The sequence below is a fragment of the Micromonospora sp. NPDC049048 genome (genome assembly GCF_043197615.1).
Classification (GTDB): Bacteria; Actinomycetota; Actinomycetes; order Mycobacteriales; family Micromonosporaceae; genus Micromonospora.
In genome coordinates this window covers 130,554-157,204 of the sequence record NZ_JBICTM010000004.1, presented here as the reverse complement: position 1 = coordinate 157,204, position 26,651 = coordinate 130,554, and the positions used below count along the sequence as shown (strand labels likewise).

General features: G+C 76.4%; 17 protein-coding genes. All 17 read right to left on the bottom strand.

From position 1 onward, the window contains the following. Positions 1-25: 25 nt before the first annotated feature. Genes ACGFIG_RS15385 through ACGFIG_RS15305 form a run of 17 tightly spaced genes read right to left on the bottom strand, consistent with a single transcriptional unit; the run spans position 26 to position 26,651 of the window. A complete protein-coding gene (locus ACGFIG_RS15385) occupies positions 26-3,457 on the bottom strand; it encodes a DUF6519 domain-containing protein (RefSeq protein ID WP_393003191.1) in 3,432 nt (1,143 codons plus the stop codon). Then, positions 3,454-5,577, bottom strand: a complete 2,124-nt coding sequence (locus tag ACGFIG_RS15380; RefSeq protein ID WP_393003189.1) for a hypothetical protein — start codon at positions 5,575-5,577, stop codon at positions 3,454-3,456. The genes ACGFIG_RS15385 and ACGFIG_RS15380 overlap by 4 nt, the downstream gene beginning before the upstream one ends. Further along, positions 5,574-8,030, bottom strand: a complete 2,457-nt coding sequence (locus tag ACGFIG_RS15375; RefSeq protein WP_393003187.1) for a hypothetical protein — start codon at positions 8,028-8,030, stop codon at positions 5,574-5,576. The genes ACGFIG_RS15380 and ACGFIG_RS15375 overlap by 4 nt, the downstream gene beginning before the upstream one ends. Then, on the bottom strand, positions 8,027-10,405 hold the full coding sequence (locus ACGFIG_RS15370) for a baseplate J/gp47 family protein (protein WP_393003185.1): 2,379 nt from the start codon (positions 10,403-10,405) through the stop codon (positions 8,027-8,029). Before ACGFIG_RS15370 ends, ACGFIG_RS15375 begins: the two co-directional genes overlap by 4 nt. Beyond that, on the bottom strand, positions 10,402-10,764 hold the full coding sequence (locus ACGFIG_RS15365; RefSeq protein ID WP_393003183.1) for a GPW/gp25 family protein: 363 nt from the start codon (positions 10,762-10,764) through the stop codon (positions 10,402-10,404). The genes ACGFIG_RS15370 and ACGFIG_RS15365 overlap by 4 nt, the downstream gene beginning before the upstream one ends. After that, entirely contained in the window at positions 10,761-11,105 is a 345-nt protein-coding gene (locus tag ACGFIG_RS15360; protein WP_393003181.1) for a hypothetical protein, read from the bottom strand. The genes ACGFIG_RS15365 and ACGFIG_RS15360 overlap by 4 nt, the downstream gene beginning before the upstream one ends. Then, the gene (locus ACGFIG_RS15355) at positions 11,105-11,611 is read right to left on the bottom strand and encodes a phage baseplate assembly protein V (protein WP_393003179.1); all 507 of its coding nucleotides are present in this window, start codon (positions 11,609-11,611) and stop codon (positions 11,105-11,107) included. The genes ACGFIG_RS15360 and ACGFIG_RS15355 overlap by 1 nt, the downstream gene beginning before the upstream one ends. Then, entirely contained in the window at positions 11,608-12,759 is a 1,152-nt protein-coding gene (locus ACGFIG_RS15350; protein ID WP_393003177.1) for a hypothetical protein, read from the bottom strand. The genes ACGFIG_RS15355 and ACGFIG_RS15350 overlap by 4 nt, the downstream gene beginning before the upstream one ends. After that, positions 12,752-13,174, bottom strand: a complete 423-nt coding sequence (locus ACGFIG_RS15345) for a hypothetical protein (protein ID WP_393003175.1) — start codon at positions 13,172-13,174, stop codon at positions 12,752-12,754. The genes ACGFIG_RS15350 and ACGFIG_RS15345 overlap by 8 nt, the downstream gene beginning before the upstream one ends. Continuing rightward, entirely contained in the window at positions 13,171-13,815 is a 645-nt protein-coding gene (locus tag ACGFIG_RS15340) for a hypothetical protein (RefSeq protein ID WP_393003173.1), read from the bottom strand. The genes ACGFIG_RS15345 and ACGFIG_RS15340 overlap by 4 nt, the downstream gene beginning before the upstream one ends. After that, positions 13,812-21,308, bottom strand: coding sequence for a DUF4157 domain-containing protein (locus ACGFIG_RS15335; RefSeq protein WP_393003171.1), 7,497 nt, complete (start codon positions 21,306-21,308; stop codon positions 13,812-13,814). Before ACGFIG_RS15335 ends, ACGFIG_RS15340 begins: the two co-directional genes overlap by 4 nt. Beyond that, complete coding sequence (locus ACGFIG_RS15330; RefSeq protein WP_393003169.1) at positions 21,305-21,547, bottom strand: hypothetical protein; 243 nt, start codon at positions 21,545-21,547, stop codon at positions 21,305-21,307. The genes ACGFIG_RS15335 and ACGFIG_RS15330 overlap by 4 nt, the downstream gene beginning before the upstream one ends. Continuing rightward, positions 21,544-23,370 (bottom strand): ATP-binding protein, encoded by a 1,827-nt coding sequence (locus ACGFIG_RS15325; RefSeq protein ID WP_393003167.1) that lies wholly within the window; start codon positions 23,368-23,370, stop codon positions 21,544-21,546. The genes ACGFIG_RS15330 and ACGFIG_RS15325 overlap by 4 nt, the downstream gene beginning before the upstream one ends. After that, positions 23,370-24,656 carry a DUF4255 domain-containing protein gene (locus ACGFIG_RS15320; RefSeq protein WP_393003165.1) on the bottom strand — a complete coding sequence of 429 codons (1,287 nt, stop codon included), beginning with the start codon at positions 24,654-24,656 and terminating at the stop codon, positions 23,370-23,372. Before ACGFIG_RS15320 ends, ACGFIG_RS15325 begins: the two co-directional genes overlap by 1 nt. Continuing rightward, entirely contained in the window at positions 24,653-25,423 is a 771-nt protein-coding gene (locus tag ACGFIG_RS15315) for a hypothetical protein (RefSeq protein WP_393003163.1), read from the bottom strand. Before ACGFIG_RS15315 ends, ACGFIG_RS15320 begins: the two co-directional genes overlap by 4 nt. Next, positions 25,420-26,136 (bottom strand): hypothetical protein, encoded by a 717-nt coding sequence (locus tag ACGFIG_RS15310; RefSeq protein WP_393003161.1) that lies wholly within the window; start codon positions 26,134-26,136, stop codon positions 25,420-25,422. Before ACGFIG_RS15310 ends, ACGFIG_RS15315 begins: the two co-directional genes overlap by 4 nt. Further along, positions 26,133-26,651 (bottom strand): phage tail protein, encoded by a 519-nt coding sequence (locus ACGFIG_RS15305; protein ID WP_393003159.1) that lies wholly within the window; start codon positions 26,649-26,651, stop codon positions 26,133-26,135. The genes ACGFIG_RS15310 and ACGFIG_RS15305 overlap by 4 nt, the downstream gene beginning before the upstream one ends.

Below are 26,651 nucleotides of genomic sequence, written 5' to 3'. Positions count from 1 at the left end.
GGCGCGCAGTCACCCATGTGACAGCTCAGCTGACGTTGCCCGAGTTCCGCGCACCGCCGCCGACCAGGATCTGACCGTCCGTCGACACGTTGTCGGTGACCGACCACAGGCGCTTGGCCGGCGCGCCGGACCAGGACGGGTTGCACATGATCCCGGGGTCGCAGTTCTGCGCGAGGTTGTCCCGGATCGCCATGATCGGGCCGCCGGCGCCGTACGCCCAGACGCCGAGGCCCGTGCCGGCGGCCACCGAGATCCGGTTGTCCGAGACGAACACGTGGCGCATGTTGCCGATCTTGATGCCGCGGATGGTCCCCGAGCCGCGCCACCACGCCTTGTAGAGGTGGATGTCGTTGCCGGTGACCCGGATCGTGCGACCGTGGATGGGCGGCCCCGGGCGGTACGAGATCCCGATGTGGACGCCCTCCGCCACCTGGTCGAAGCGGCAGTCGGAGACCTCGACGTCGCCGACGGCGGTCCCGCCCCCGATCACCACCCCGCAGGCGCCCACCGAGGTCTCCGCCGCCGCCGTCAGCGCCAGCCGGTACGCGCGGGCGTACCGGTCGCCGAAGGCCGGCTCCAGCAGGATGCGGTCGGCGACGCTGCGCAGGTGCCGGGCGGCGGCCGACGGCGTCTGCACCGGGCGGGAGGGGGGCGAGGCGGCGACGGCGGCCTCCCACGCGCCCTGGCTCAGTGCCGAGTCGAAGCGCAGGCTCGCGCCGGGGGCGGGCAGCGCCACCTCGCGGCGGTCGCGGGCGATGTCGTCGGCCCGCCGTACGTCGAGCCCGCCGCCGACCAGGTAGTCGCGCAGCGTCTGGCGCCCCTCGTCGGTGTCGAAGATCCGCCCGGCGCTCTCGCCGAGGCGTCCCTTGAGCGAGGTGAGCTGCCGCTTGTAGGTGGGCAGCCGCCCGGGGTCCTGCGTGGCCAGCTCCACCAGGCGCAGCACGTACGCCCCGGCGGCCTCGTCGCCGCGCAGGTCCTCGGCCGTGGGCGGGTGGAGCGTGGTCAGGGTCCGCCACTCGCTCTCCGGCACGATCGAGTTCATCCGTACGCCCCACTGGCCGACCCGCACGACGGTGTTCCACTCGCCGCGCTCCAGCCGGTCGTCGCGGTCGAGGGCGAGGCGGCCGACGAGCTGGCCGGCCAGCTGGCCGCGGAACTTCTCGTCCTTGACCAGCTCGGCCAGCGTGAGCGAGGCGGGGCGGGGTGGGCAGGAGAAGCGGCACCGGGTGACGATCGCGTGGTCGGGGTTGACCAGCAGCACACCCTGCTGCCCGTGGCCGATGCGGAAGTCCGAGTCGAGCACCCGCACCCGGCCGGCCGGGGTGCCCTCGTCGTTGCGGACCGTCAGGCAGGTGTTCTGCGGCGACGCGCCGGCCACCCCGGTGAGCTGGACGTGCTCGACGGTGACCTCGGCGCAGTTGATCGCGGTGACGGGCCCGAGGCGGTTCGAGGCGTACGCCGGGCCGGGGGTCTCCACCGCCAGGTGGGCCACCGACACGGTGCCGCAGTTGACGAACATCAGCGCGTGCTCGTGCCCCTGCACCCGTACGCGGCTGGCCGGGCCGGCACCCAGCAGCCGGATGTTGGCCCGTCCGGTGAAGGTGACCGGCGTGGCGCTGGTGTACAGGCCGGGCGCGAAGCAGATCAGCACGTCGCCGGCGGGCAGCGTGTTGAGGGCCTGCACCCAGTCCATGCCCGGCCGGACGGTCACCGTCGCCCAGCCGCCGGTGGTGGCCGCCGCGAGCTGGTCGATGGCGGCCTGCACGGTGGTCGACCCGGCCAGCGCCGGGTGCCCGGTCGGGTCGTACGACACCCGGTCGGCGCGCGACAGGCTGGCCGTGAAGGTCAGCGGCAGGCCGGTGGGCTGCCCGGCCTCGTCGAGCAGGACGGCGGTGACCTCCTGGGTGGCGGTGGCGGAGTCGAGCTGCCAGGCGCAGCGGGCCCGCCCGTCGGCGCCCGTCTCGACGGTGACGGTGGCGGCGGTGGTGGACCCGGAGGTCACCCGGCCCTGGCCGACGCTGACGCTGAACCTGACCCGGGCCTTGGCGACGGGCCGCCCGCCGACGGCGACTCCGGCCACCAGGTCGTGGCCGAGCGGCACCAGGGTCGCCGGGCTGGCCGGCACCGGCACGGCCTCCTGGCCGTCGCCGCCGAGCAGGCTCAGGGCGAGCTGACCGGTCAGCGGGGCGAAGACCGGCCGGCAGTCGCGCAGCACGCTCCACTGGCTGCCGTCGTACGCGACGACGCCCAGCCGGCCGTGGGAGCGGCGTGGCCCCTGCGGGGTCTGCGGCACGGGCGTGGTGCCGACCCGTGGCCACTCCACGTCGTGCACCGCCGCGCGGGCGGGGAACGCCCACCAGTCGCCGGTACGGTAGCCGCCCGAGGCCGCGAAGCGGATCTTGATGCCGAGCTCCAGGTCGAGTTCGGCGCCGCCGGCGGGCACCGTGCCCCGCCCGTCCCAGCGGCGCACCCGTGGCCGGCTCGGGAAGTCGGCCCGGTCGAGGCTGCCCGTGGCCGTGGCGGGGCGGATCACGATCCGGTCGCCCTCGACCCGGTCGACCTGCACCAGGGTGCCGGGCAGGCCGTTCTGCTCCCGGCCGTCGTCGGTCAGCTCCACCCAGGAGCCGTTGGCGAAGCCGGCGCTGCCGTCGCGGCCGGGAACCTTCACGGTCAGCACGTCGACGTCGACGCTCTCCCACGTCGCCACCGTCGAGGCGTTGTCCCGGGACCACACGTAGGTGGCGCTGCCCGGGGCGCCGCCGGCGAGGATCTCCACCCGGTAGTACTGGTTGTCCAGCCCGGTGTACGGCGACCCCGTCGGGATGACGCAGTCGCCGCCGGCGGCGCCGGTCGGGTCGGCCCGGACGGCGAGGGTGCCGGTGGAGGCGGCGGTCAGCTCGGCCCAGCCCGGCGGGGTGTCCGCGCAGCCGACCGGCGTGTTCGGCGGCCCGGCCTGCACCAGCCGCACCTGCCAGACGGTACGCAGCCGGGTGGCGGTGTCCGGCCCGCCGAGGGCGACCTCGCGCAGGGCCGGGTCCTCGGTGGCGGTCACGTGCTGCGGCCACACCTGTAGCCAGGCGACGTAGACACCGGCGGGCACCGGGGCGCCGGTGGGCAGCCAGGTGCCGTCGAGGCGGCGGACGAACGGGCCGGCCGCCGGCAGGTCCGGCTGGGCGAAGACGGAGACCTGCGCGTCGTTTTCGCAGAGCACCCCGTCGAGGTAGTAGCGGCCGGCCGACAGCTTCAGGTCGGCCCCGCCGGTGAGCGCGAACGCCCCGCCGGCCAGCGGCGCGCCGACCGGGCCGACCACGTCGGTCAGCGCCGTGGCGCGCAGGTGCGCCTGGATGTCCTGCTGCTCGTTCCAGTCGGCGTCCAGGTCCACCCGGCCCTGCTGCTTGCGTACGCTCGTCGCGTGCCGCCGCTGGTCGAACGTGGCGCGGCTGATGTCGCCCTTCATGGTGTGGTTCCTCCGGTCGGCAGGACGGGCAGGGCAGCGGCCACCCGCCCCAGCGGCAGGTACTCCGCCAGCGCGAGGGCGAGGTTGTTGAGGCGTTGCGGGGTCAGGGCCCGCCGGAACGCGCCCATCTCGGCGCCGGACTCCGCGCCGGTGTGCAGCTCGGCGGCGGCGCTGCCGGCGAGGCGGCCGTAGGTGGCGTCGCCGTAGCGGGTGCTGGCGAACGCCGGGCCGACGCGGGTGGCCACGTCGGGGTCGCCGGGGTGGGCCTGCTCGGCCAGGTCCGGCTGGCAGCGGTAGCGGCGCGGCGTGACCGAGCCGGGCCGCAGGTAGCTGAAGCGGACGTGGCCCTGCTGGCGTCGGGCGACGGTCGCCGGCTGGTCGAAGAGGCAGTCCGTGGCGGTCAGCACCCGCACGTCGGTGACGCCCAGGACGGTCACCCCCACCAGGTCGGCCTCGGCGTCCGGGGCGGTGATCCCGCCGTGCACGAGGGTGTCGGCCACGGTGAGCGGGCCGTCGCCGGTGGCCAGCGCGCCCGTGACGCAGCGGTGCACGTCCACCCGCGTCCGGTCGTTGCCGGCGGCGACGGTCAGGCCCGTCGCCGCCGGGCCGACGGTGCAGTGCCGCAGCTCGATCCGGCCCAGGCCGGGCCCGCTTGCCGGGGGTGCGGCGACGCCCACCGCCCCGGAGACCAGCAGGCCGTCGAGGACCAGTTCGCCGGGGCGCTCGCCGGTGCCGGTGCCGGTCACCGAGAGGCCGCCGAGCAGGCAGGGCCGCACGCCGACCGGGTCGAGGTCGCTCTGCCGGCGTGGCCGGTCCGGCGGCTGGGGCCACCGGGCGGCCAGCACGCTCAGCCGGCTGCCCTGCCCGACCCGCACGACGAGGTCCTCCGCGTAGCGGTGGCTGTCGGTGAGCACGATGCGCCCGGCCGTGCCCGGGTGGGCGGCCTGCCAGTCGTGCCAGGCCGTGACGGCCTCGCCGATCGAGGCGACGACCTCGCCGGGGCGCGGCGGCTCGGTCACGCTCACCGCGAGCTGCCAGTCGACCGGCCCGTCGGCCGCGCCCAGGTCGCCCCGGCGCGGGTACGGGCCGGCGCCCACGTCGGCACCGAAGGCGTACCACCAGGAGACCGCCAGGCGGTGCACGGGCCGCCCGGCCGCGACCGTGATCCGGCCGCGTACCGGGTCGACCCGCACCAGGCTGCCGGTCGGCCGTTCCCACCCGGTCAGGTCGCAGATCCGCAGGTGCTCCAGCGGTACGGGGCGCAGCTCGTCGCCGGGGACCGGCTGGATCCATACCACGAAGGACGGGTCGTCCTCCCGGAACCAGCGCAGCTCCTCCGGGGCGGGCGGGGCGGCGGAGGCGAGCGCGGCCAGCTCGTCGCGCAGCGGGCGGCGGCGCAGCGGGCCGGGCACGTTGGCCTCGTCGGCGCGGTGGTCGATGTCCGGCTCGGTCACCGTCGGCCCGGTGAGCTGCCGGTCCACCCCGACCGGGTCGATCCACCACCGCCCGTCGGGTGGTTGCGCCACCGGGGCGGCGGTGGCCCGGTCCAGCCGGTACGACGGCAGCGGCCACACGTACATGCCGATGTTCGCGATGTTGGGGCGGCCCTGGCCGGCGTCCATGGCTCGTACGTCCACGCTGCGGCAGACCGGCTCGAACGGCCCGCCGACCAGTTCGAGGGGCCCCGCGTCGCGGATCGCGGCGGTGGCCGGCGCGGTCCGGACGTGGTTGACGTGCTGGGTGGTCACCAGGCGTTCGAAGAACTCCACGGCGGCGGTGCTCCAGCCGGTGTTCGCCCGGGTCAGCTCCTCCAGGGCGGCGGTGGTGCCCTTGCGCCGCCGGAACCGGATGGTGTCGGCCACCCGGGCCCGGTCGGAGAAGCCGGTGCCGTCGGCCAGCGGGTGCAGCCGGCCGGCGCCCACCAGCTCACCGAGGTACGGCACCACCCACTCGGCGCAGGTTTCCACGAACCAGTCGTCGGCGAGCTGGTCGACGTCGGCGCCCAGCGCCTCGGCCTGTTCCGCCATCACCTCGACCAGGGCGCGCAGCACACCGCCGGCCGCCTCGTCCTGGCTGCGCAGGGCTCCCGGCAGCAGCGCCCAGATCTCCTCGGCCCTCATGATGCCTCCAGCAGGGTGACGTCACCGGCGTCGGCGGTGAGCAGGTCGGCGGGGAGCAGCAGGTCGCCGGTGCGCCGCGCCGGTGCGGCGGGGATGACCTCGGCCCGGCCGGCGGGCTGCCCGGCCTCGTGCAGCAGCTCCAGCACCACCGCCGCGACCCCGGGCACCGTGTGCAGCAGCGCCTGCACCTCGCTGGCGCGTACCGGCTGGGCGTAGTCGCGGGCGTCGAAGCTCAGGCCGGCGACCAGCGCCGCCCGGGCGGCGCCGGCGACCGCGGTGAACCGGTACCCGGGCGCGACGAGCAGCCGGGCCGTCACCGTGACCCGGCGGCGGTGGTGGCCGAGGATGCGTACGGGCACGGCGGGCTGGCGGGCCGCGTCGAGGGCGCGCAGCAGGTCGGTGCGCACCGGTGCGTCCTCGGGGACCGCCGCGCCGTCGGGACCGGCCACGGTGAGCAGGACGATCTGCCGCTGCCCGTCCCAGACCAGGTCGGCGCGGGCCTTGCCGATGCCGGCGAACGCGCGGGCGAAGTCGGCGTGGTCGTGCAGGGAGACCACCCGGCCCAGGGTCCGTACGGCCAGCGGGGCGTTGCGGCGCGCCCGGTCCACGCCCTCCGGGTCGTCGGCGCCGGCGGCGGGCACCGGGTTGGTGACCTCCATCAGGCCCAGCGGCCGGGACAGTGGGATCGTCAGTCGTCCCGGCGCCAGGTCGGCCAGCCGGCCGATCCCGGACCGGTAGGTGGCCACCACGTTGTCCTGCCCGGTGGGCAGGCGCGCCCCGGTCCGGCCGTCGCCGAAGGTGACGCTGACGGTGCCGTCGTCGGCCCGCCGGACGGTGTAGACCCGGGCCGTGGGTGGCTGGCCGAGCAGCGCCGGCACCTCCTGCCAGCGGACCCCGTCGACCCAGACCGCCAGGGTGGTGCGCGAGCCGCTGGCGGTGGCGGCGGGCACGTGGGTCAGCGGCGCGTGCCGCAGCGTGAACCGTTGGAACGCCTGCCGGGCGTCGCCGCCGCCGAGCACCTCGGCCCGGCTCTCCCCGTGCGTCGCCTCGGCCACGTTGCCCAGCATGCGGACACTGTCGCGGCGGTAGGTGTGCGCGACGTTCGCCTCGAGGTCCACCGTGGTGGTGTCGCGGATCCGCTGGACGGTGACCACCTCGCGGACCGCCGCGCCGGCCGGGTCGACGCCGGTGAGCACCAGCCGCCGGCCGGGCTCCAGCCCCGGTGCCGGGCGGGCCAGCTCCAGTGTCGACGTCCGGGCCAGGGGTGCGGTGAGCGGCACCGGGGCCAGGGGGAGCAGCCGGCTGTCGCCCAGGACCGTCGTCGCGCGGCGGGAGAAGGTGTCCGAGTCGCCGCCGGTCACCGTGACGCGGGTGGTGCGGGCGGCGATGCCGAAGTCCGCCACCGGCAGGTCCGCGACCGTGTCCACCCGGCGTAGCTGCGGGGTCCCGCCGGTCTCCAGCACCAGCCACGACCCGGCCGTGATCGACGGGTACGACTGGTCCAGGTGCAGCTCGCGTACGCCCGCCGCGAACGGGGCGTCCACCCAGCTCTGCGCGCGGCCCGCGTACGCGCCGGGCAGCACCTGGTTCGTGCCCGGGTTCAGCTCGCCCACCCGCAGCGCCACGGGCAGCGCCGACCAGGGCTGGGCCTGGTGGCCGAACAGGGCGGCCCGCTGCGTCAGCAGGTGCACCTGCACGGCGGGCACCTGCTGGCGTAGCTCCGCGCCGAGCGCCCGGGCGGTCACCGGGGCGTCCAACCCGACCACCGTGTACGCGGGCACCACCTGGCCGCCGTCGAGGGCCGTGGCCGCCTGCGGCAGCACCGCCGTGACGGCCCGCACCCGGCGTACGTCGAACCAGTCGGGGCCGACCAGCAGCAGCGCGTGGCCGGGGACGAGCACGGTCTCGGTGCCGGCGAGGTGGAGCGTGTCGTCGCCGGGGCGCACGGCGCGGGGCTCGGTGACCCGTAGCCCGACGGCGTTCAGCTCGGGACGGGCGAGCAGCGGCTCGACCGTCTCGAACACCTGGGGCAGCTCGCCGGGGCCCGGCACGCTCTGCGCCTGGCTGCCCGCCGGGATCGGCACCCCGTCCGGCGCGCCGGGCGTGGCGGTGACGGTGATGGAGAGCCAGGTGGTGGCGGCGACGCCGGGCCGCAGCTCGTAGCCGATGGCCCGGGCCAGCATCAGCACCGAGCCGCGCTCGGTGGCGGTGCCGAGGAAGCCCTCGTTGGCGATGCGCTCCTGGTAGAAGGCGAGCACGTCCAGGGTGCCCGCCCAGGCGTGCAGCAGCGCGACGGCCGGGTCGTCGGCCTCGCGGGTGGTCAGCCCGGCCAGCTCCGGCCGGCCGCCGAGGCGGGCCAGCATGTCGGCCACGAAGTCCGCCTGCCGGCCCAGCCGGTAGTCGATGCCGCCGCGCCCGGGCGGGTTGGGCCCGCGGCCCGCTCGTGTCGTCACAGGCCACCCACCAGGTCGAGGTGCAGGATGCCGTGCTCCGGCACGCTGGGGTCGTTGTCGAGGCGGATCACCTCGGTGTCGCCGGTGCGCAGCACCCGGGCGGCCAGCTCGCCGCCGGGCGCCACACCCACCGGGTGCAGTTCGGTGACCCGGACGTCGGTGACGCCCGGGACCGTCACCGCGGCGGCCAGCAGCTGGCTGACGTAGAGCGGGGTGCCGAAGCTGAACCGGTCGGGGTGGAAGAACCCGCGACCTCCGCCGGGCAGGTCGCGGTCGGAGAACAGCTCCAGCAGGGCCCGGCGTACGTCGGAGCGGAACGCCCCGGGCGTCACGCACACCCACAGCCGCAGCTCCACCGGCAGGTCCACCGGGTCGCGTAGTTGCAGGTCGTAGCCGGCCACCCGGAACCGGTCGAGGCGGGCGGCGAGGCGGCGGGCCAGGCCCGGCTCGGCGGCCAGCCGCTGGCCGCCGAGCAGGTCGAGGGTGAGGAAGACCGTCCACCAGGATCCGGTCCAGCGGATCCGGGCGGTGGCGCCGGCCACCTCCGGCAGCCGCAGCGCCGCGGCCACCCAGTCGCCGGTGGTGACCGCCCGTTCCTGGGTGGCGAAGGCGACCGGTGCGTGCTGGCGGGCGTGCTCGACGTCCTCCGGATCGGTGCCGCCGACGGCGGGCAGCGGGTTGGTCACGCCGAGGACGCCGGCACGGTCGGTGACGAGGGTGGTCAGCGCGTCGTGGCCGAGGTTGCCGGCGGCGCCGCCGCCACGCCACCAGGTCGCCTGGAACACCGTGCCGGCCGGCGGCCGGCGGCCCGACACGTCGTCGCCGAAGCGCAGGCCGACCCGCCCGTCGCGTTCGCGCTCCGCGACGAAGCCCTGGTCGAAGCGGTCGGCGTTGAGCAGGTCCCGGCGGGGCCGCCAGCTGCCCTCGGTGGTCTCCAGCCGGATCAGCGGCAGCGCGGCGCGGGGGTCCTGTGCGAGGGCCTGGCTGGCCGGGGTGTCCGTCGGGAACGGGGCCGCCGCCGCCACCGGCTCGGCGGTGAGCACCGGCCGCCACCGGGCCTCGGCGGCGGGCGGCAGGTGTCCGCGTACGGCGATGGCGTGCTGGACGGCCACCACGTTGCCCCGGGCGACCGCGCAGGTGACGAGCTGGCCGGTGCCCGTACCGGCGACGGAGGCGGTGACGGTGAGCGGGAACGCCAGCCGGTCGGCGGCACCCCACTCGACCTCCAGCACCGGCAGCCCCTCCACCGGGTCGGTGCCCGGCCGTGCCGCCACCAGCCGGACGACCTGCCGGTGGGTGGGGTCCGCGTCGGCGTGTCGCCCGGTGGCGGGGGAGAGCACCTCCTCCAGCAGCAGCAGGTCGCCGGCGGCCAGCCCGGTGGCCGGCAGGTCGACCAGGGTGGCCCGGGTCGCGCCGGCCGGCAGGCGGCAGTCCCGGCCGCCCCAGACGTGCAGGGCGATCTCGTTGCGGGCGGCGCGGGGGGCGAGCGCGGTCAGCGTCTCGAAGCCGGTGGCGCCGTCGGCCAGCAGCGTCGCCGCGTCGGCGGGCGGCAGGACCGGGGTGGCCCGGTCGGCGGCCAGCACCGGGGTGCCGGCCGGCACCCCCCGGGTCTCGGCGTCGGAGCCGGCGGCGACGCGCACGCTGAGCCAGGCGCGGGCGGCGCAGCCGTCGTGCACCGTGTAGTCGAGCAGCCGGGCGTGCCGGCGCACCGAGACCCGGCTGCGGGCGGTGCCGAGGTACGCCTCGGTGCCGGCGGCGTCCTGCCGGTAGGAGAGCCGGTCGGCGACGTGCGCCAACGCCTCCACCACGGTGATCAGCGGGTCGGCCGGGTTGCGTTCGGCCCAGCCCGGCAGCGCCGCGAGCCGGTCGAGCATCAGCCGCCGGAAGCCGTCGTAGTCCTTGGCCAGGTAGTCGACCGCCGCGGGGGCGGCCGGTGGCGGGGGCACGGTCGGCGCGGCGGGGGCCGGGTCCAGGTCGCTGGGGCAGTTGGCCTTGAAGGAGAACACAGCCGCCGCCAGCACCGGGTCGAACCCGGGCGGCACCCGCTCGTCCACGGCTGAGCGCACCAGCCGCAGTGTGTACGGGGAGAAGTCGCCGGCCCGGTCCACCCGCACGGTGAGCACCGCGGCGGAGGCGGCGACGCTGAGTACCCGTACGCCGGTGATCCGCACGCCACCGTCGACGACCACGTTGCCGGCGACCAGCGCCGGGGCGCCGGGCACGCCGCCCGGCTGGCCGGGCAGCGGATGCAGGAAACCGACCCGCAGCAGCTTCTGGTCTGCCGCGTCCACCTCGACCCAGTCGATCCCGTTGAACGCGCTGCCGGGGCGGGCGACCTCGGCCCGGCGTTCGTCGTCGGTGCACCGCACGCTCATCCGGTCCCCCTCGAGATCCGTACCTCCGCCGGGCGGCCGGTGGCGCGCATCCGGTAGCCGACGTGCACGCGTACGGCCGCCTCGGCCAGGTCGACGCGGACCTCGTCGACCTCGATCAGCTCGCCGAGCCACCGTTGCAGTGCGCTGCGGGCCTGCAACTCGGCGGCGCCCACCACCGCCTCGTCGACGGGGGCGAAGAGCAGGTGGCCGAGCCCGGCGCCGAAGTCCGGCCGGTTGACCCGTTCGCCGGGCGCGGTGAACAGCACCGCCTCCACCAGGTCGGCGACGTGCCGTTCGGGGCCGGCCAGCCCCGAGCGGCCCCGGTTGTCGGGGCGCCACGGAAAGGCCGGGTACGTCACGACGCCACCACCCGGACCTGAAATCCGCTCACCGTGGGCGGGCCTTGCGGTATGCCCTCGGCGCTGACGCCCAGGCCGACGCTGGTGGTCAGCATCGCCGGTTGGCCGTTGACCAGCACGCGGGCGGCCGGGGTGGTCCACTGGATCCGGACGCACGGCTGGGGCTTGGTGCCGGCGCCGACGGGGACCTGGAAGGTGCAGCCGGCGACCGGATAGGCGTCGGCGGCGGTGAGCACCGGCAGCCCGTTGACGAGCACCCGGGAGTTGCCGGTCTGCGCGGTGACCGGCCCGGTGTGCGGGCAGGAGACGACGGCTCCGACGTGCAGCGGCGGGCCTGGCATCACGTCACCGTCAGGGCGGTCTGGTTGACGGCCACGGTCGGCCCGACCAGGGTGATCGAGGCGCCCTTGCCGTTGGAGATGACGATCCCGGTGTCGTTGATCGAGATCATCGCGCCGGTCAGCGTCTTGAGCAGGATGCCGCCGGCCGGGCCGGGCGCGTCGGAGATCATCAGGGTGGCCTGGCCGGGGGTCTGCAACACGATCGGCGGGGTGAGGGGCGGCGCGGCGGCCACCAGCGCGGGGATCTCGGCCTTCGAGCCGTACCAGCAGCCGGTCCAGATCGGATGGTCGGCGTCGCCCTGTTCGAACTCCACCCACACGCCGGTGCCGGGCAGCGGCACCGTGAACATGCCGGCCTGGATCCCGGCGAGGGGGAAGCAGGGCATCGCCCAGGTCGACGGGGGCAGCGTGACGTCGGGGACGGTCACCTGGATGCGGCCCTGCTGCAACGGGTCGACGTGGTTGACCACCGTGCCGCGATACTTGCCGTAGTACCTGGTCGTCATGGGTGTGCCCTCCCTGAGGTGGAGACGTGGGCGTTGCGGGCCAGGGAGAAGCGCTGCTTGACCTCGCCCGCCTTGACGGTGGTCGTCACGCTCTTCACCACGTACTCGCCGTCGTAGGCGCGTCCGGCGCCGCGCACCCCGACCAGCCGCCGGCACTGCAACAGCCGGCCGTAGCGCAGCACGTCCAGCGAGCCGGAGCCGGTGATCACGTTGGCCGACTGGGCGGCGCGGGCCAGGCCCCGGGCGAGGGTCTGCACCACGTCCATCCGGGCGGTGGCGTCGTCGGTGCCGGCCGGGTTCGACCGGCCGATGTTCATCCGCCGGTACGACAGCGGGACGGGGATCCTGCGGCCCAGCGGCGGGTTCAGCGGGGTGACGTCCGGCACCGGCAGCGGGATCGGCACCCGTACCTGCTCCGGGAAGGCGGTGAGCAGGTAGAGGGTCTTCTGCACCCCGTCGAACGAGAACGACAGGGACTCCACGTTGGAGCCGGCGTCGGCGTTGACGGTCAGCGCCGGCTGGGGCTGGCCCGCGCGGACCTCCGGCCCCCAGTAGGCGACGTTCATGCCGGGGGTGGGGCCCGGCTCGACGTAGAAGGTGTAGCCGACCTCGTCGGCCAGCTGCGACACGTACGCGAAGGTGGTGCCGCGTACCGCCGGGATCCGTTGGATCGGGTTCGGGGCGAAGACCAGCACGCTGGGCACCAGCATCGGCACCACCCCGTACGCGGCGAACGGGGCGAGCAGGGTCAGCACCCGGGCCTCGGCCGGCATCGGCATCGGCAGGTCCGACAGGTCGATCAGGTCCATCATCTGGCTCACGTCGACGCCGGTGAGGGTGAGCGTGGAGGCGCCGGCGTCGTTGCTGCGGGCCACGTCGTGGCGGGTGACGACCCCGTCGGAGAGCACCTGCGGGCGGCCGTCGAGGTGCAGCACCAGCAGGACCCGGGTCGGCGGGTCGAGGCTGCCGTCGGCGAGCATCCGTTCGGCCAGCGAGCCCCGGCCCAGGGCGAAGCGGAGCTGGAACCCGGAACGCTGCCCCGCGTTCTGGGTCACCTGCGCCTCCTGCAACGCCTCCACCAGCTCGTACGGGGCGGGGCGGAAGGTCAGCGGCCCGATGAGCAGTTGCAGGCGTACGCCCCTAGCCATCGCCGCCTCCCGGGAAGCCCTCGGGCAGCGCCACCCGCACGACCCGGCCCGGCTGTTCCAGCTCGGCCGGGTCGGCGGCGCCGTTGGCGTCGCAGAGCTGCCAGAACGCGGTCGGGTCGCCGAGCGTACGGGCAGCCAGCAGGTCGACCCGGTCGCCGTCGGCCACCTGCTCCCAGCCGGCCGTGGCCAGCCGCTCGGCGGGCGGCACGAAGCGGCGGCGCAGGTGGACCAGTTCCCGGCCGGTGTCGGGGTCGACGGTGACGGCGGTGCCGACGCCGGCGTACCGGCTCTGCGGGGGGATCGTTCCCGGCGACGGCTCGCCGACGCCGCCGGCGCCGGTGGCGGCGAAGAGGGTCTCCGCGACGCGGCTGTGCGCGGCCACCAGGGCCGGGTCGGTGTCGTTGGGCCCGGTCACGGCAGCCGGTCGATTCCGAGGTCGCCCAGCCGGCCGCCGCGGGCCCGGCCGGCGAGCTGTTCGAGCTGCTGGTGGGCGGCCATGGCGAGCCCGCCGGCCCGCCCGGCGGTGCCCACGTCGTTGACGGTCAGCACCCGCAGGCCCAACCGGATCTTCGCGCGGATCGGGTTCAGCATGGGATCGAACGCCTCCTCCGTGATGGTCAGTTCGGTGATGCGTACCGGCCAGAGCCGGCGCCGCCCGAAGGCCAGCAGCACCAGCGGGGCCGGTGGGGGGACGACCTCCAGGGTTCCGGCGGCCAGCAGCGCCGCCGCGTCCTGCACGGCGGCCAGGCTGGGGTAGGCCAGCGACTCCAGGGCGGCCAGCTGTGCGGTCAGGCCGAGTTCGGCGGTGTCGCGGTCGGCGAGCTGGTCGGCGGCGTCGAGTTCGGCCTCCAGGGTGAGGGTCTGCACGGGCGGGCCGGTGATCCGCAGCGCCTCGCCCTTCGCGCCGCCCTCCGCGCCGCCGGTCTTGAGCTGGAAGCCGCGGGTCAGCGCGTCCGGGTTGTACTGGAGGGTGATCACGCGCCGGGTCCGGCCGCTGTCCGGGTCGAGCACGACGAGGCCGGCGCGGAGCAGGCGGGGGCTGAGTGGGCTGGTCACGGGGTGCCTCCGGGGGCGGTACGCCGCCAGCGGATCCGCTCGGCGACGGCACGGGTGATCCGTCCGGTCAGCAGCTGCGGGCTGAGCCCGTCGAAGGTGAGCCGGGCGTCGGTGAGGTCGGTGATCCGGATCTGGCCGGTGGACACGCCGACGGAGTCGAAGAGCAGGTTCATCCGGGCGACGGTGGCGCGTTCCAGCGCGATGGGGCGCAGCGCGCCGGGGTGGCCGGTTCCGCCCGCGCCCCGCCGCATCCCTCCGCCGACCGTGAGGTGCGTCAGCGCGCCGGGGGCGAGGACGATCTCGTTGCCGGCGCCCAGCGGCAGGGTGATCTCGCGCGGGTTGTCGACCGACAGGTCCACGTCGACGTTGCGGATCTCCAGCCGGCCGGGCGGATCGGTCGACGGTTCGTCGTCGCCGAAGTCGGCGATGGTGTGCAGCAGGTCGTCGCGGGACTCGGGGGTCGGTTGGAGCAGCCGGTTCAGCCGCACCAGGCGTGCGGTGCGGGCCTGCTGCACCTCGCCGGTGGTGAGCTGCCAGCGCAGTACGTCGATGTCGCTGTCCGGCGGCGGCGCCCCCTCCGGGCCGACGGTGGGCACGTGCACCCGGTAGACGAGGGCGTCGCCCTCGACCATGAACCGGCCGGGTGTCCACCAGGGCAGCGCGCCGGTGAGCCGCCGGTAGTCCACCGCCCCGTCGCGCAGGGCCAGCCGGACCTCCCAGACGCGGGTGCCGTAGAGGAATCCGTCGTGGGCGACGTCGAGGTCGATGTGCCCGTTGAGGCTGTCGAGGACCTCGCTGAGGTTGTAGGTGTGCAGGATCCGCAGCAGCCCGTCCCACTGCGTCGCCATGGCGGCCCGCCGCTGGGCGCTGGTGGTGCGGGTGGGCGTGGTCGGGGCGGCGCCGCCGAGCAGCGTCGCGAGGTCGAGGCTGAACGTCGCGTCGCGGATGTCCAGCGAGGGCAGCTCGCCGGAGCCGGAGTTCAGGTCGTGGGTGAGGTCGCCGAGCAGTCCCCGTTCGACGAAGACGTGCAGGCCGAGGCCGGTGTCGGTGAAGTCGAGCCCGCTGATCTCCCCGCCCCGGGCGGTGACCCGACGTCCCGGCGCGGCCCCGCCGGGGGTGGCCGGGTCCTGTTCGTAGCCGATGGAGGTGAGGCGCAGCCCGTACTCGGGGCGGCCGGCCGGGGCGCCGAGCAGCCGTAGCTCCCGTCCGGATTCGGCGGTGACCTGCGCGCGGATCGCGGTGAGGGCGGGCTCGCGCAGGCTGAGTCGCAGCGCGCCCAGGTCGAGGAAGTCGACGGTGAGGCCGGCGGCGGCGAAGTCGGCGCTGCCGTGCGACAGGAACGTGGCGATGTCGAAGCCGACCCGGGGCGCGCTGATCGCGCCGATGTCGAGCCCGCCGAGGACGCGCATGCCGGCCGCGGTGCCGGTGGCCTCCACCACGAACCCCTCCTGGCCCGCGCCGGGGCGCAGCCGCAGCTCCCCGAGGACGGCCTCGCGGTCGGCGTCGAGGCGGATGGTGACGCCGTCGTGCAGGTCGACCAGCAGGCCGCTGGCGCGGGTCTCCTGCACCACCACCTCGCGTAGCAGCAGTCGCCGGAACCGGCCGCCCGGAGTGCCGGCGGGGTACAGGTCGATGCGTGCCCGCGCGGTGATGCCGGTGAAGGTGAGCGCGCCCTCCCCGGGGGCGATGCGCAGGCCGAGCGACTCGCCCTGCCAGTTCAGGGCGTCCACCGCGACCGTCGCCAGGCGCAGCCCGGGGGCGCCGTCCGGGCCGATCTCGATCCGGTCCGGCCCGACGCGGATCAGGCCCGTGTCCAGGCCCTGGATGCCGACGTGCTGCTCGTGTTCGCCGGGGCGCGGGCCCACGCCGAGGTGGCCTTCCCCGCCGACCACCCGGGCCTCGATGCGGCCGCCCCGGCCGAAGCCCAGCGTGAGCTGCGCGGCCCACAGCGCGCCGTCGACGTGCAGCGCGGCGTCGATCTGGCCGGCGATCTCGACCCGGGTGGCCCCGGTACGCAGCCGCCCGGCGGTCAGCCCGGCCGCCCGGGTCCAGCGCAGCCCGCGCAGGTCCACGTCGAGGATCTCCAGCGGCGGCAGGTCCGGCTCACCTGCCGGCACGGGGGTGGCCCGGCCGAGGCCGACGTCGAGCACGCCGCTGCGGTAGCGCAGGTCGCGGCCGGTGACCCGGTCGATGTGCAGCCGCTCGACGAACAGTTCGGCGGTGGCGGGGACGAGCCGTCCGGTGGCGTCGCGGTGTTCGGGGGTGCTGTCCCAGCGGCCGGTGACGGTCAGCCCGTCGAGCACGGTCGGCCCGCGCGAGGTGATCCGCCCGTCGCCCGCCCGCCAGTCGATCGCCGACAGTTCGATCCGGGACGGGCCGATGTCCTCGAACCGTAGCCCGCCGCCCTGCTCGGTCACGATGCGCCCGCTCACCCCGGCCCGGCGTACGGTGACGCGGCCGTCGGGCGTGCGCAGGGTGGTGTCGGTGAGGGTCACCCCGTCGAGGCGGGTGGCGACGGCGTCGGTGGGGTCGCTGATTACCCGTCCGGTGGCCGGGTCGACCTCGTGCGCGCCGGCGCGGATGAGGTCGACGGTGACCGCCGCCGCGCCCGGGCCGGTGGGCTGCCCGCCCACCGTGCCGGTGATCGTGGTCGGTGGTCCCTGCAGGGCGCGGGAGACCACGGCGAAGCGCAGTTGGTCGAGTTGGCCGACGGTGAGCCGCCCGGAGTAGGTCGCCTCCGCGCCGGAGAGGTCGACGTCGAGGTCGCGCAGCCGGACGCCGACCAGCGCCCCGGAGACCGCCTCCACCGAGTAGCCGGGCGCCGGCTCGGTGACGTCCATGCCGACCTGGTCGGCGTCGATCCGGTCGATGACCATGTTGCGTACCAGCGCGCCGCGGGTCTGCCGGCCTGAGCCCGTCGCGGCCGTGCGGACCAGCACGTCGAGGCTCATCCGCCCGATCCGGGTGCTGCCGCGCGAGTAGAGGCTGCGTCCCGGCGAGCGCAGGCTGACACCGGTCAGCTCGGTCTGCTCCACCACGAGGTCGGGCATGCTCAGGTCGTCGCCGCGCGGCACCACCCGGCCGTGGATCGCCTCGCCGGGGCGCCCGTCGGGTCGCGTCGGCGCGGTGAACGCGATCCGGCGGGCCTCCATGCCGGGGCCGCTCGCCCCGGTGACGACGAGTTCGCCGACGCCGAAGCCGACGGCGCTGCGCCGGGTCGGCAGGGCCTGCTCGGCGGCCGGGCCGGCCAGCTCGGGCGGCAGCAGCCCGCCGCCGTCGGTGTCGAGGTCGGCGCGCAGCCGCAGCCGGCGCGCCTCGACCCGCTCGATCGCGTACGCGCCGGCGCGCACGTCGGTGGCGGTGGCCTCGGCGAGCTGCACGCTCACCCCGAGGGTGGCCGGGTCGAGCGAGGCACCGAACCCGGTGAGGGCGAGCCCGCCGACGGAGACGCCGAAGTAGCGGCGGGCCTGCTCGCGCAGCTGTTGCAGCTCCTGCTCCTCGGCGCGGGTGCGGTGTCCCGGCACGTACCGGTCGGCGGCGTCGACCGGCTCGGCGGGGCGCGCCTGAAGTTCCCGGATCCGCGCCAGGCCGGTCAGCCAGCGGGTCAGCTCGGCGCGCCGCTGCGCGTGGCGGGGCTCGTCGGGCAGCGCGGCCAGTTGCTCGCGTACCTGCTCGGGGGTGGGCAGCTCGGCGGCGGTCAGGCGCAGGGCGGGCGCACCGTCGGCGCCGGGCAGCAGGCGTACGCCGGCGGCGTCGACCGACGCGGTGGCGGCGCGTACGGTGGCGGCGGGCTCGGGCGGGGTCCGGTCGGCGCGGAACCGGTCGATCAGCTCGTCGTCGGGGAGGTACTGTCCGACGCGGGAGGGCAGCGACGCCTCGGCGTGGACGGGGTCGATCTCCACGCCGGCGGCCTCGACGCGGCCGGTCAGCCCGGTGACCCGGATGCCGCCGATGTCGAGGGTGCCGCCGGCGCTCGACCGCAGCCGGTCGGACAGCTCGATCATGCGGCGGCGTTCGGCCTCGCTGAGCGAGTCGGCGTGCCAGCGGTGCCGCCCCTCCAGGCGGTGCAGCTCCCGCTCCAGCGGTTCCAGCTCGGTGACCTGCCGGCGTACGGCGGCCAGCCGCTCCCGCAGCGCGGGCTGCGCCGTGGGGTCGGCGCGGGTGAGCCGTTCCTCCAGCGACCGCTGCTCGGCGCGCAGCCGGGTGGGCAGGCTGGTGCCGACGCCGAGCAGCGTCCGGCCGATCTCCACCCGGCCGATCTGTTGCATGCCGGCGAAGGAGAGCCCTTCGGCGGTGGCGCTGGCGAAGCTGACCTGCAACGAGCGCAGCATGCCGGCGGCGTCCTCGACCCGCTCGCCGACCGTGCGGGGCGGCCGGAGGACGCCGTCGGTGATCAGGCCGATGGCGGAGTTCGCCAGGGGCGAGAAGATCTCCCCGGCGGTGTACGAGGCGAGCTGGCGGGCCAGGAACGGCGCACCGGCCGTGTACGGGGCGAGCAACGCGTCGCTGATCTTGGACAGGAAGGGCAGCCCGCCGTAGAACGAGATGACGTTGTGCAGCAGATGGATCAGCGGGTTGATCAGCGGGATGCCGATCCAGCCGCGCCGCGACGGCTCGTCCAGGTCCTCGGTGCCGGTGGCCCCGGCGCGGAAGAACAGGTGCGCCAGCCCGAACCGGGTCAGTCCCAGCGTCCCGCCGGGCAGCGACTCGCTGGCGAGGACCACGTCGGCGGCACTGACGCCGCCCACCCCGGCCTGCGCGCCGACCGGCCGCTCGTAGCCCCGGTCGGAGAAGGACGCCACGACGTCCAGGTCGGTGAGGGTGATCCGGCCGGTGCGCAGGGAGCTTCCGGTGAACACCCGGTTCACGCCACTGAGTTCCAGCCGGGGCAGCCGCAGCCGTACGACGCCCTGCCGGGCGTCGACCGACAGGGACAGTTCGTTGGACCGCTCGCCGGGGGTGCGGTCGCGCAGTCGCGCCCCGCCGACGTCGCCGCTGACCCACTGCAACTCGTGCAGGTCGAAGTCGCGGACCGTCACCTCCTCGGTGAACAGGCTCAGGCCGGTCCGGCTGAGGAAGAGCAGCTTCAGGCCGACGGCGACCAGCCGGCCCAGCTCGCCGAAGACCCGGGGCAGGCCGCCGGAGTCGAGCTGCTCGGGAACGAACGTCGGCCGGTTCCGCTCGTGGTAGAGGCGCAGCTGCTCGACGAGGGACTCCAGCCCCGGCACCCGGTCGGCCCGTACCTCCCGGGAGCGCAGGAACACCCAGCGGCGGTCGTCGAGGGCGTACAGCTGGATGACCAGCGAGCGCAGCTCGGTGGCCTGCGCGGCCGTCCAGAGCCGGTCGTCGCGCAGCCGGTCGCGCAGCGCGTCGCGGGTCTCCAGCCGGCGGGGTCCGGAGATGGCGGTGGTCGCCAGCGACGCGCGCATCTCGGGGGTCATCGCCGACTGCATGCGGGCCCAGCGGTCCGGGTCCTCGGCGGCGAGCCGGCTCTGCTCGGCGGCCGGCAGGTTGCGTACGAGGTGGAAGGCGAGACACGCCTCGCGGGGGTTGACCCCCCAGTCGAACAGCCCGACGTCGAGCAGTTGGCGGGCCTGCCGGGCCAACTGGGCGGGATCGCGGCGGGCGAACAGGTCCAGCAGCTCGGGGCGCCACCGCTCGTGGGTCAGGTACGCGTCGGGCAGCGCCTCGACGATCCGGTCCAGGTCCCGCAGCGCGTCCAACCGGCGGACCACCGAGGTGAGCGTCTCCCGGCCGGGCCCGGCCGGGTGGGCCGGGGCGACGGCGGTGTCCCGTTCCAGCCCGATCAGTCGGCGGACCAGCTCCACCGAGTTGTGCCCGTCCACCCCGGCCTGCACCTGCTGGTGGATCTCGGCGACGATGCGGTCGGCGTCGGCCCGGCCGCCGGTACGACGGGTCAGGTCGATCGGCTCGGCGAGGCTGCCGAGTCCGGCGTACCGGCCGCCGAGGATGTCCTCGGCCGGGATGTTCTCCTCCAGCCGGGCGAACCAGCGGCCCTGCTCCAGTCGCACCCACCGGTCCTGGGCGGCCAGTGGCAGGCTGCGCAGCAGCAGGTACGCGAAGCGGGCCTCGTGGTCGCGGATCGCCCAGTCGAAGATGCCGTACGACAGCAGCCCTTCGACGCGGGTGAGGTTGTGGTGTTCCTCCCGGGCGGCCAGCACGACGAGCAGCCGGGGACCGAGGGGCGCGCCGACCCGCTTCTCCTCCCACGGCAGCTGGTCCAGCAGGGCGTCGATGCGCCCGGCCTCGTCGAGCCGGCGGACCGCGTGCCGTAGCCGGGGGCCCGGCTCGGGCGGGCCGGCGGTGCCGGCCGTGGCCCCGGCGGTCGTCGCGTCGGCCGTGGCCCCGGCGGTGGGTGGGGCCGGTGCCAGTCCGGCCAGCAGTTCCAGCGCCTGAGCGCCCTGGCGCTGGCCGATGAGCCGCTCGACGCGGCGCAGCCGCTCCCGCAGTCCCGTGTCCTCGTCGAGCCGGGCGGCCTCGGCGGCGGTCCCGCCGAGCGCCGTGATCTGCTCGCGCAGGGCGTCGGCGTCGCTGCCCCGCTCCGGCGCCTGCGTCAGCAGGCCCCGGAAGTGTCTGCCGCGCTCGCCGGTGAGCAGTTCCCGCAGGACGCTGGTACGCAGGGCGCGCAGCACGTCCAGCGCCGTGCGCCGCTCGACGGGACCGAGTCCCTCGGTGTCCAGCCCGCGTACGTTGTCGGCCTCCAGCAGGCGCAGCAGGTAGGGCGTCTGGCCGCCGAGCGCGGCGAGGGCGGCACCCGGGTAGAGCCGGTGGTGGCCGTCGTCGAGGTTGCGGCCCAGGTCGGTGCGGCGTGCCGACGGCAGGCTGTGCACCAGGCTCCGGGCGACGAGGAACGGCAGCGTGTCCAGCACCCGCAGGCAGCCGCGCACGTCGTCGCCGGAGACCCACAGGCCGTCGAGCAGGTCGATGATCCGGGCCCGTTCGGCCCGGTACCGGCGCTCGACGAGTTCGCTGAGCTGCGCCTCCAGCGGTCCCGTACCGGCTTGCGCGTCGGGGGCCGGCGTGGGGCGGGCAGCGGTCGCGACGGCACCCGTGTCGGCGGCGACCGCGCCGGCCGGTAGCCGGGCCGACGGCGTCCAGAGTGCCCGCCCGGCCGCGGCTGCCTCCGCCAGCGCCCGCGCCTCGGCCTCCGGGTCGGTGCCGCGCTGCGTCGTGGTCGCGGCGGCGCCGGCCTGGGCCAGGTGGGCGAGTTCGTGGGCGAGCAGGGCCCGCCCGGTCGCGCGGGTCGGGTCGTAGCCGGGGGCCAGGTGCAGCGCCCCGTCGGCGAAGAGGCCTCTCGCGCCGTGGTTGGCGGCCCGCCGCCCGGCCTCGCCGAGGTGCACCCGCACGGTGTCGGGCCGCAGCCCCAGCGCGGGGGCGTACCGGTCGACGAGGTCCCGGGTCAGCCTGGCCAGGTCCGCGTCCCGGTCGCCGGGCGGGGACTGTGGGCGTACGGCCGCCTTCCGCTCGCTCACCGGTGGGCCTCCCGGCAGGCGGGGCGGCCCAGCTGCGCCCAGATCGCCTCGGCCAGTGCCCCCGGCAGGTCCGTTCCCGCCGGTGCCGGCAGCGGGCCGGTCGGGGGAGAGGTGGGCGGCAGGCCGCGCTCGGCGAGCAGCCGGGCCAGCCGTACGCCCACCGCGGTGCCGAGTGCGGCGGGATCGGGCGCCTCGACGCCGGTGAGGACGAGTTCCCGGATGTCGACCTCGACGTTCATGACCACAGCCCCGGGTCGGCGGGCCGGTCGTGCTTGGCGTACTCGGCGGCCACGGCGTCGAGCACGTGCCGCATCCGGACGGGGCCGCGCTCCCCGGCGGCGACGAGGGCGGCCCGCAGGGCGACGGTGTGGATGTCGCCGCCGGTGAGGTCCAGGCCGGCGAGGCGGTGCAGGTCGAGGTCCTCCGTGGCGACCTGCGGCGGGAAGGCGCGCCGCCACAGGTCGGCCCGTTCGGCCGGGCCGGGGTGCCCGAAGGACACCAGCACCCGCAGCCGGCGCAGGAACGCCGGGTCGATGGCGGTACGCATGTTGGTCGTCAGCACCGCCACGCCCCGGTACTGCTCCATGCGTTGCAGCAGGTACGACACCTCGATGTTGGCGTACCGGTCGTGGCTGTCCTTCACCTCGGAGCGGCGGCCGAACAGCGCGTCGGCCTCGTCGAAGAGCAGCACGGTGCCGCCGCGCTCGGCGGCGTCGAAGATGCGGCGCAGCTGCTTCTCGGTCTCGCCGATCCACTTGCTGACGACGGTGGCCAGGTCGACGCGGTGCAGGTCCAGGCCGAGGGCCCCGGCGACCACCTCGGCGGCGAGGGTCTTGCCGGTGCCGCTCGGGCCCGCGAAGAGCGCCGTGACCCCGAGCCCACGCCCCGTACGGCGCCCGAAGCCCCGCTCGGCGAGCAGCGCGCGGCCGGCCGCGGCGGCGGTCAGCTGCCGCAGTTGGGTCAGGGCCGGCGTGGGCAGCACCAGGTCGTCCCAGCCGGCCCGCACGTAGATCCGCTCGGCCACCCCGTCGAGGTCCCGGCGGACCCGCTCGCGGACCAGGTCCCGGGCGTGCGCGGCCGGATCGGGGGCGGGTCGGGCGGCGGTGGCGAGGATCTCGTGGTGCCCCAGGTCGAACTCGCGGGCCAGCTCGGCGGCCGGGCGTGCGGGCAGCAGTCCCCGCCACAGCGCCCGCTGTTCCTCGCGGCTCGGCCGGTCCACGTTCGGCCCGGCGGCGATCCCGTCGAGCGTGACGGCGTGCGGGGCGGAGATGACGACGTCGCCGATGAGCCGCCCCAGCAGGTGCGCCACGCGGCCGGTCAGCTCGGGCGGTTCGTCGCCGGTCAGCTCCACGACCAGCACCGGGTCGGCGAGCACCACCTCGCGGTTCCAGAGCCGGACGAGGGCGTCGCGGTCGGCGACGGCGTCCGGCAGGTCGCCGGCCGCCAGCCGGTGGGCGGGGCGGCCCACCGTCGCCGCGGCGGCGGCGATGACGTCCGTGCGGTCGGGCCGGTCCGGCCCGCTGATCCGCAGGGCGTGGCGGCCGGTCTGCCACGCGGCGCAGAGGTCGGTCGCGGCCCGCCGCCGGCTGGGCGGCAGGCTCGCCGGTGGTGCGGGCAGCTCCGTGACGTACGGCCGCAGCCGCTCGTCGAGCCGCCCGGCGCCGCGTACCTCGTGCAGGATCCGCTCGTCGGCGTGCAGCGGGGCGTGCGGCAGCGGGCCGTCGCCGAGTTCGACCAGCCGGGCGGCGCGCAGCGGACGGTCGGGGGACAGGGCGTCCCAGTGCCCGCCGGGTAGGGCGTCCAGGCACCAGGCGAAGGTGGGCGGGCGGTCCAGCAGGCCGAGTGCCCCGGCGAGGGCGGCGACGAGCACGTCGCGTTCGAAGCCGGTCAGCCCGAAGCCGCCGGCGATCCGGTCCAGGTGCGCGCCGTCGCGGCGGGTGGCCTGCGCGGGTTCGCCCTTGAGCAGCAGCCGGATCCGCTCCACCTCGGCGGCCAGCCCGTCGTCGGCCCGCTCGGCGACGGCGGGGGCGGGCCAGCGGGCGGGGGCGCGGGCGGCGGGCATCACAGCACCACGGAGGGGCCGGTGTAGCGGCCGGTGGGGTCGGTGCTCAGCGGACTGTCCACCCCGTCCACCCGCAGCCGGGCCAGGTACGTGCCGGCGGGCAGGTCGCGGAAGGCGAAGCGGATCCGGTCGGTGCTGTCGGCGCCCGGGGCGACGCCGTTGCCGGGCGGCGCCGGCAGGATGGTGCCGGCCGCCCCGGTCAGCGAGAGGGTGACCTGCTGCGTCGCCTCGACCCGCGGCTGTGCGGTGACGGTGACCGCGCCGGTACGCAGCACCACCGAGTCGACGGTGCGGCTGGAGTCGACGACCACGTCGGCGGGGGCGATGGTGATCGTCGGCCGGTAGGTGACCGGCACGGCGTCGGAGCTGAGCGCCGCCCGGGGCGCGGGCGGGTCGCCCAGGTCGACGGAGTGGGTGACGACCAGCCCTCGCAGGCCGGCGGCGACGGGCCGGTCGAAGGCCGACAGCGGCACCCGCAGCTCGGTGGCCGACGCGGTGGCGGGGCTGGCGGTGGCCGTACCGACGCGGATGCGGGTGTCGGGGCCGGTGAGGTTGCGGCCGGTCACGACGAGGGTCGCGGCGGCGGTGACCGGGGTGCCGGTCGGCCCGTCGGCGCGTACGGCGTCGACCTCGGGTCCGCGTACGTCGACCGTCCCGGCGGTGACCGCCCGTACGGGCAGCGGCTCCCGGGCTGCCCGCAGTGGGTCGATCAGCACGACCGAGACGTCGAAGAAGACGCTGCTGCGGTAGGGGGCGCTGAACGCCGACCAGAGCCGGAAGCTCTCCTCGCCGCCGGGGCTGTTGGCGACGGTGATCCGTAGCTGTTCGACCTGCTCGGCGAGGCGGGACTCGGCCACCGGCGCCGGCAGGGTCGGGTCCGGCGGGTCGGGGGCGAGCGACCGGCGGATCGCCGTGCGGGTCAGCACCGGCGTCTCGTGCAGCATCGCCAGCAGGTGCCCGAGGAGGATCTCGCCGGTCAGCGGGTCGTGGCCGTGGACGCTGGCCACGTAGTGCAGGTCGACGCCGAGCGGGACGGCGGCGACGTCGTCGCCGGCGGCGTTGCGCGGCGGTGGGCCGAGGTTGGCCCAGGTGGGGTTGCGGGTGACCCGGCTGAGGAAGAGGTTGACCTGGTTGCCTTCCTGGTTGCCCACGCTGACCCGGTCGGGCGGGCCGGCGGAGACGGACACCCCGCCGACGGTCGACGACGCGCCGGTGGCCCGCAGGTACGCCATCAGCTGGGCGCGCAGCACGGCGGTCACGGCGGCGAGGGCGTACGCGCTGCTCATCGGGGCCGTCCCTCCGGGTCGCGCAGGTATGCCTCCAGCTCGGGGGCGGGTCCCGGGTCCACGGCGGGCGCCGGCGCGACGGGCGTGACCGGCGCGGGCGCGGCGGGTGCGGTGCGCCGCCCGGGGGCGAGCCGCACGTCGATCCGGCCGATGTGCAGGTGCACGGTGGGGCGCTCGGGTGCCCGGGCGGCGGCGCGGGTCACCGGCACGGCGCGCGGGGCCGCACCGGTGGTCACCGGCCGGAGCACGGTCGCCGGGGCCACGGGCGGCGCGGCGGGTGGCGCCGGCGCGGGCGCGGGCGCGGCGGGAGGGTCCGGCCGGACGGGCGGCGGGGCTGGTCGGGGCGCCGGTGGCGGGTGCTCGGGGTCGACCGGTGCGGCGGCGGCCCGTACCGCCTCTCGTGGGCCGGTCGGTGCGGCCGGCTGCGGCGAGGGTGCGGGTGGTGGGGCGGTGACCGGCGCGGGTGGCGCGGTCCGCGCGGCGGTGGGGACCCTCGGCGGCCCGCGGTCGGGGGCCGGCTCGGCGGTCGGCGGCGGTGGGGGAGTGGCGGCGGGCGCGGCCGTCGGCGTCGCGACGTGCGGCGCGGGCGCGCCGGGCACGGCGGGGCGGGCCGCCGGCAGGGGCGGCGCCTCCCGCTCCATCTCGTACGCCTCGAAGCCGCCGCCCGGTTCGGGCTGCTGCGGTTCGAAGCGACCCGGGGTGCGGGGCCGCAGCCGGGGCGCGGCGTCGACGGCGAGAGCGGCCAGCGCCGCCAGGTAGTCGGTCACGGCACCTGCTCCAGGTACGCGGCGCGGCGGTGCGGGCCGAGGCCGAGCACCTCCGCCTCCGACCAGCCGTACGCGCGGGCCAGGCGGTGCACCTCGCCGAGCAGCCGCCGGACGCGGCCGTCCGCGGCCTGCCACGCCCAGCCGGGCACGTCGAGCAGCGCCTCGGTGGTGGTGCCGCAGCCCGGGCAGGTCAGGGTGACCGCGACGACTCCGAGGGGGTCGCGCGCGGCCATGGCGGCCGACACCTCCGGCAGGGTGGCGTCCGGATCGGCCAGCGGCGGGTCGGCGGCGAGCAGGCACGCCCGCAGCAGCCACCGCTCGGCCGCTGCGGCGTCCCCGGCCCGCGCCGCCCCCTGGAGGTCGGCTGGCGTGGGCAGCCGCAGGGTCAGCTGGTGCCCCCGCCAGCGCAGCGTGAACGTCCCGGTGGCCGGGCCGGCCTCCTGCCGGTCCGGCGCGGCGGCCAGCAGGTCGGCCACGGCGAAGTCGACCTCGAGGCGTTCCGGGCAGGCCGGGCAGTCCAGGGTGGCCTCCACCCGGTCGCCGGTCCAGGCCCGCGCCGTCGTCAGCAGCAGGGCCGCCACCTCGCCCACCGGCAGCCGGTCGGCGTCCTCGCGGCCCAGCAGCAGCAGGGGGCGTCGCGGTGCCGGCTGCCCGAGCGCGTGGTCCCAGGCGGAGACCAGCTCCGCCTCGGTCGGCGGCGGCCCGGCGGTCACGAGCCGAGCCGGGGTTCGGTCGGTTCGGTGACCGCCTCGTCGCGTTCCCAGCCCTCGTTCTCCAGCTTGATGTGCTCGATGGCCACCGCGTTGGCGTTGGCGTCCAGCTCCGGCAGCGCCTGGTACTCCGACACCCAGCAGCGGAACAGCCGGTACGACTGGGCGACCTGCCCGGCCTCGTTGAGCAGCTCGATGGTGATGTCGCGCCGGAAGTCGGCCAGCGACGCCTCCGAGCCGAGGCCGGCGTGCAGTGCCCAGATCCGCCCGGCCCACTGGGCGAACTCGGCGTCGTGGGTCAGGCCGCGCTCCAGCGTGACGGCCTCGAACTCCGTACGCCCGGGGGACTTGCGGCTGGTCGACGGGTCGCCGCCGTCGCGGTGCTTGACCACCTCGGTGGTGCGCTTGAGCGCGCTGACCTTGCTGACCCCGGCCACGTAGCGGCCGTCCCACTTGACCCGGAACTTGAAGTTCTTGTACGGGTCGAAGCGCGTCGGATTGACCGCGAACTGCACCAT

Bases quoted from the DNA above. Each gene is read 5' to 3' on its own strand.
- ACGFIG_RS15385 (WP_393003191.1), bottom strand. From the start codon at position 3,457: ATGAAGGGCGACATCAGCCGCGCCACGTTCGACCAGCGGCGGCACGCG.
- ACGFIG_RS15380 (WP_393003189.1), bottom strand. From the start codon at position 5,577: ATGAGGGCCGAGGAGATCTGGGCGCTGCTGCCGGGAGCCCTGCGCAGC.
- ACGFIG_RS15370 (WP_393003185.1), bottom strand. From the start codon at position 10,405: ATGAGCGTGCGGTGCACCGACGACGAACGCCGGGCCGAGGTCGCCCGC.
- ACGFIG_RS15360 (WP_393003181.1), bottom strand. From the start codon at position 11,105: ATGCCAGGCCCGCCGCTGCACGTCGGAGCCGTCGTCTCCTGCCCGCAC.
- ACGFIG_RS15355 (WP_393003179.1), bottom strand. From the start codon at position 11,611: ATGACGACCAGGTACTACGGCAAGTATCGCGGCACGGTGGTCAACCAC.
- ACGFIG_RS15350 (WP_393003177.1), bottom strand. From the start codon at position 12,759: ATGGCTAGGGGCGTACGCCTGCAACTGCTCATCGGGCCGCTGACCTTC.
- ACGFIG_RS15330 (WP_393003169.1), bottom strand. From the start codon at position 21,547: ATGAACGTCGAGGTCGACATCCGGGAACTCGTCCTCACCGGCGTCGAG.
- ACGFIG_RS15325 (WP_393003167.1), bottom strand. From the start codon at position 23,370: ATGCCCGCCGCCCGCGCCCCCGCCCGCTGGCCCGCCCCCGCCGTCGCC.
- ACGFIG_RS15320 (WP_393003165.1), bottom strand. From the start codon at position 24,656: ATGAGCAGCGCGTACGCCCTCGCCGCCGTGACCGCCGTGCTGCGCGCC.
- ACGFIG_RS15305 (WP_393003159.1), bottom strand. From the start codon at position 26,651: ATGGTGCAGTTCGCGGTCAATCCGACGCGCTTCGACCCGTACAAGAAC.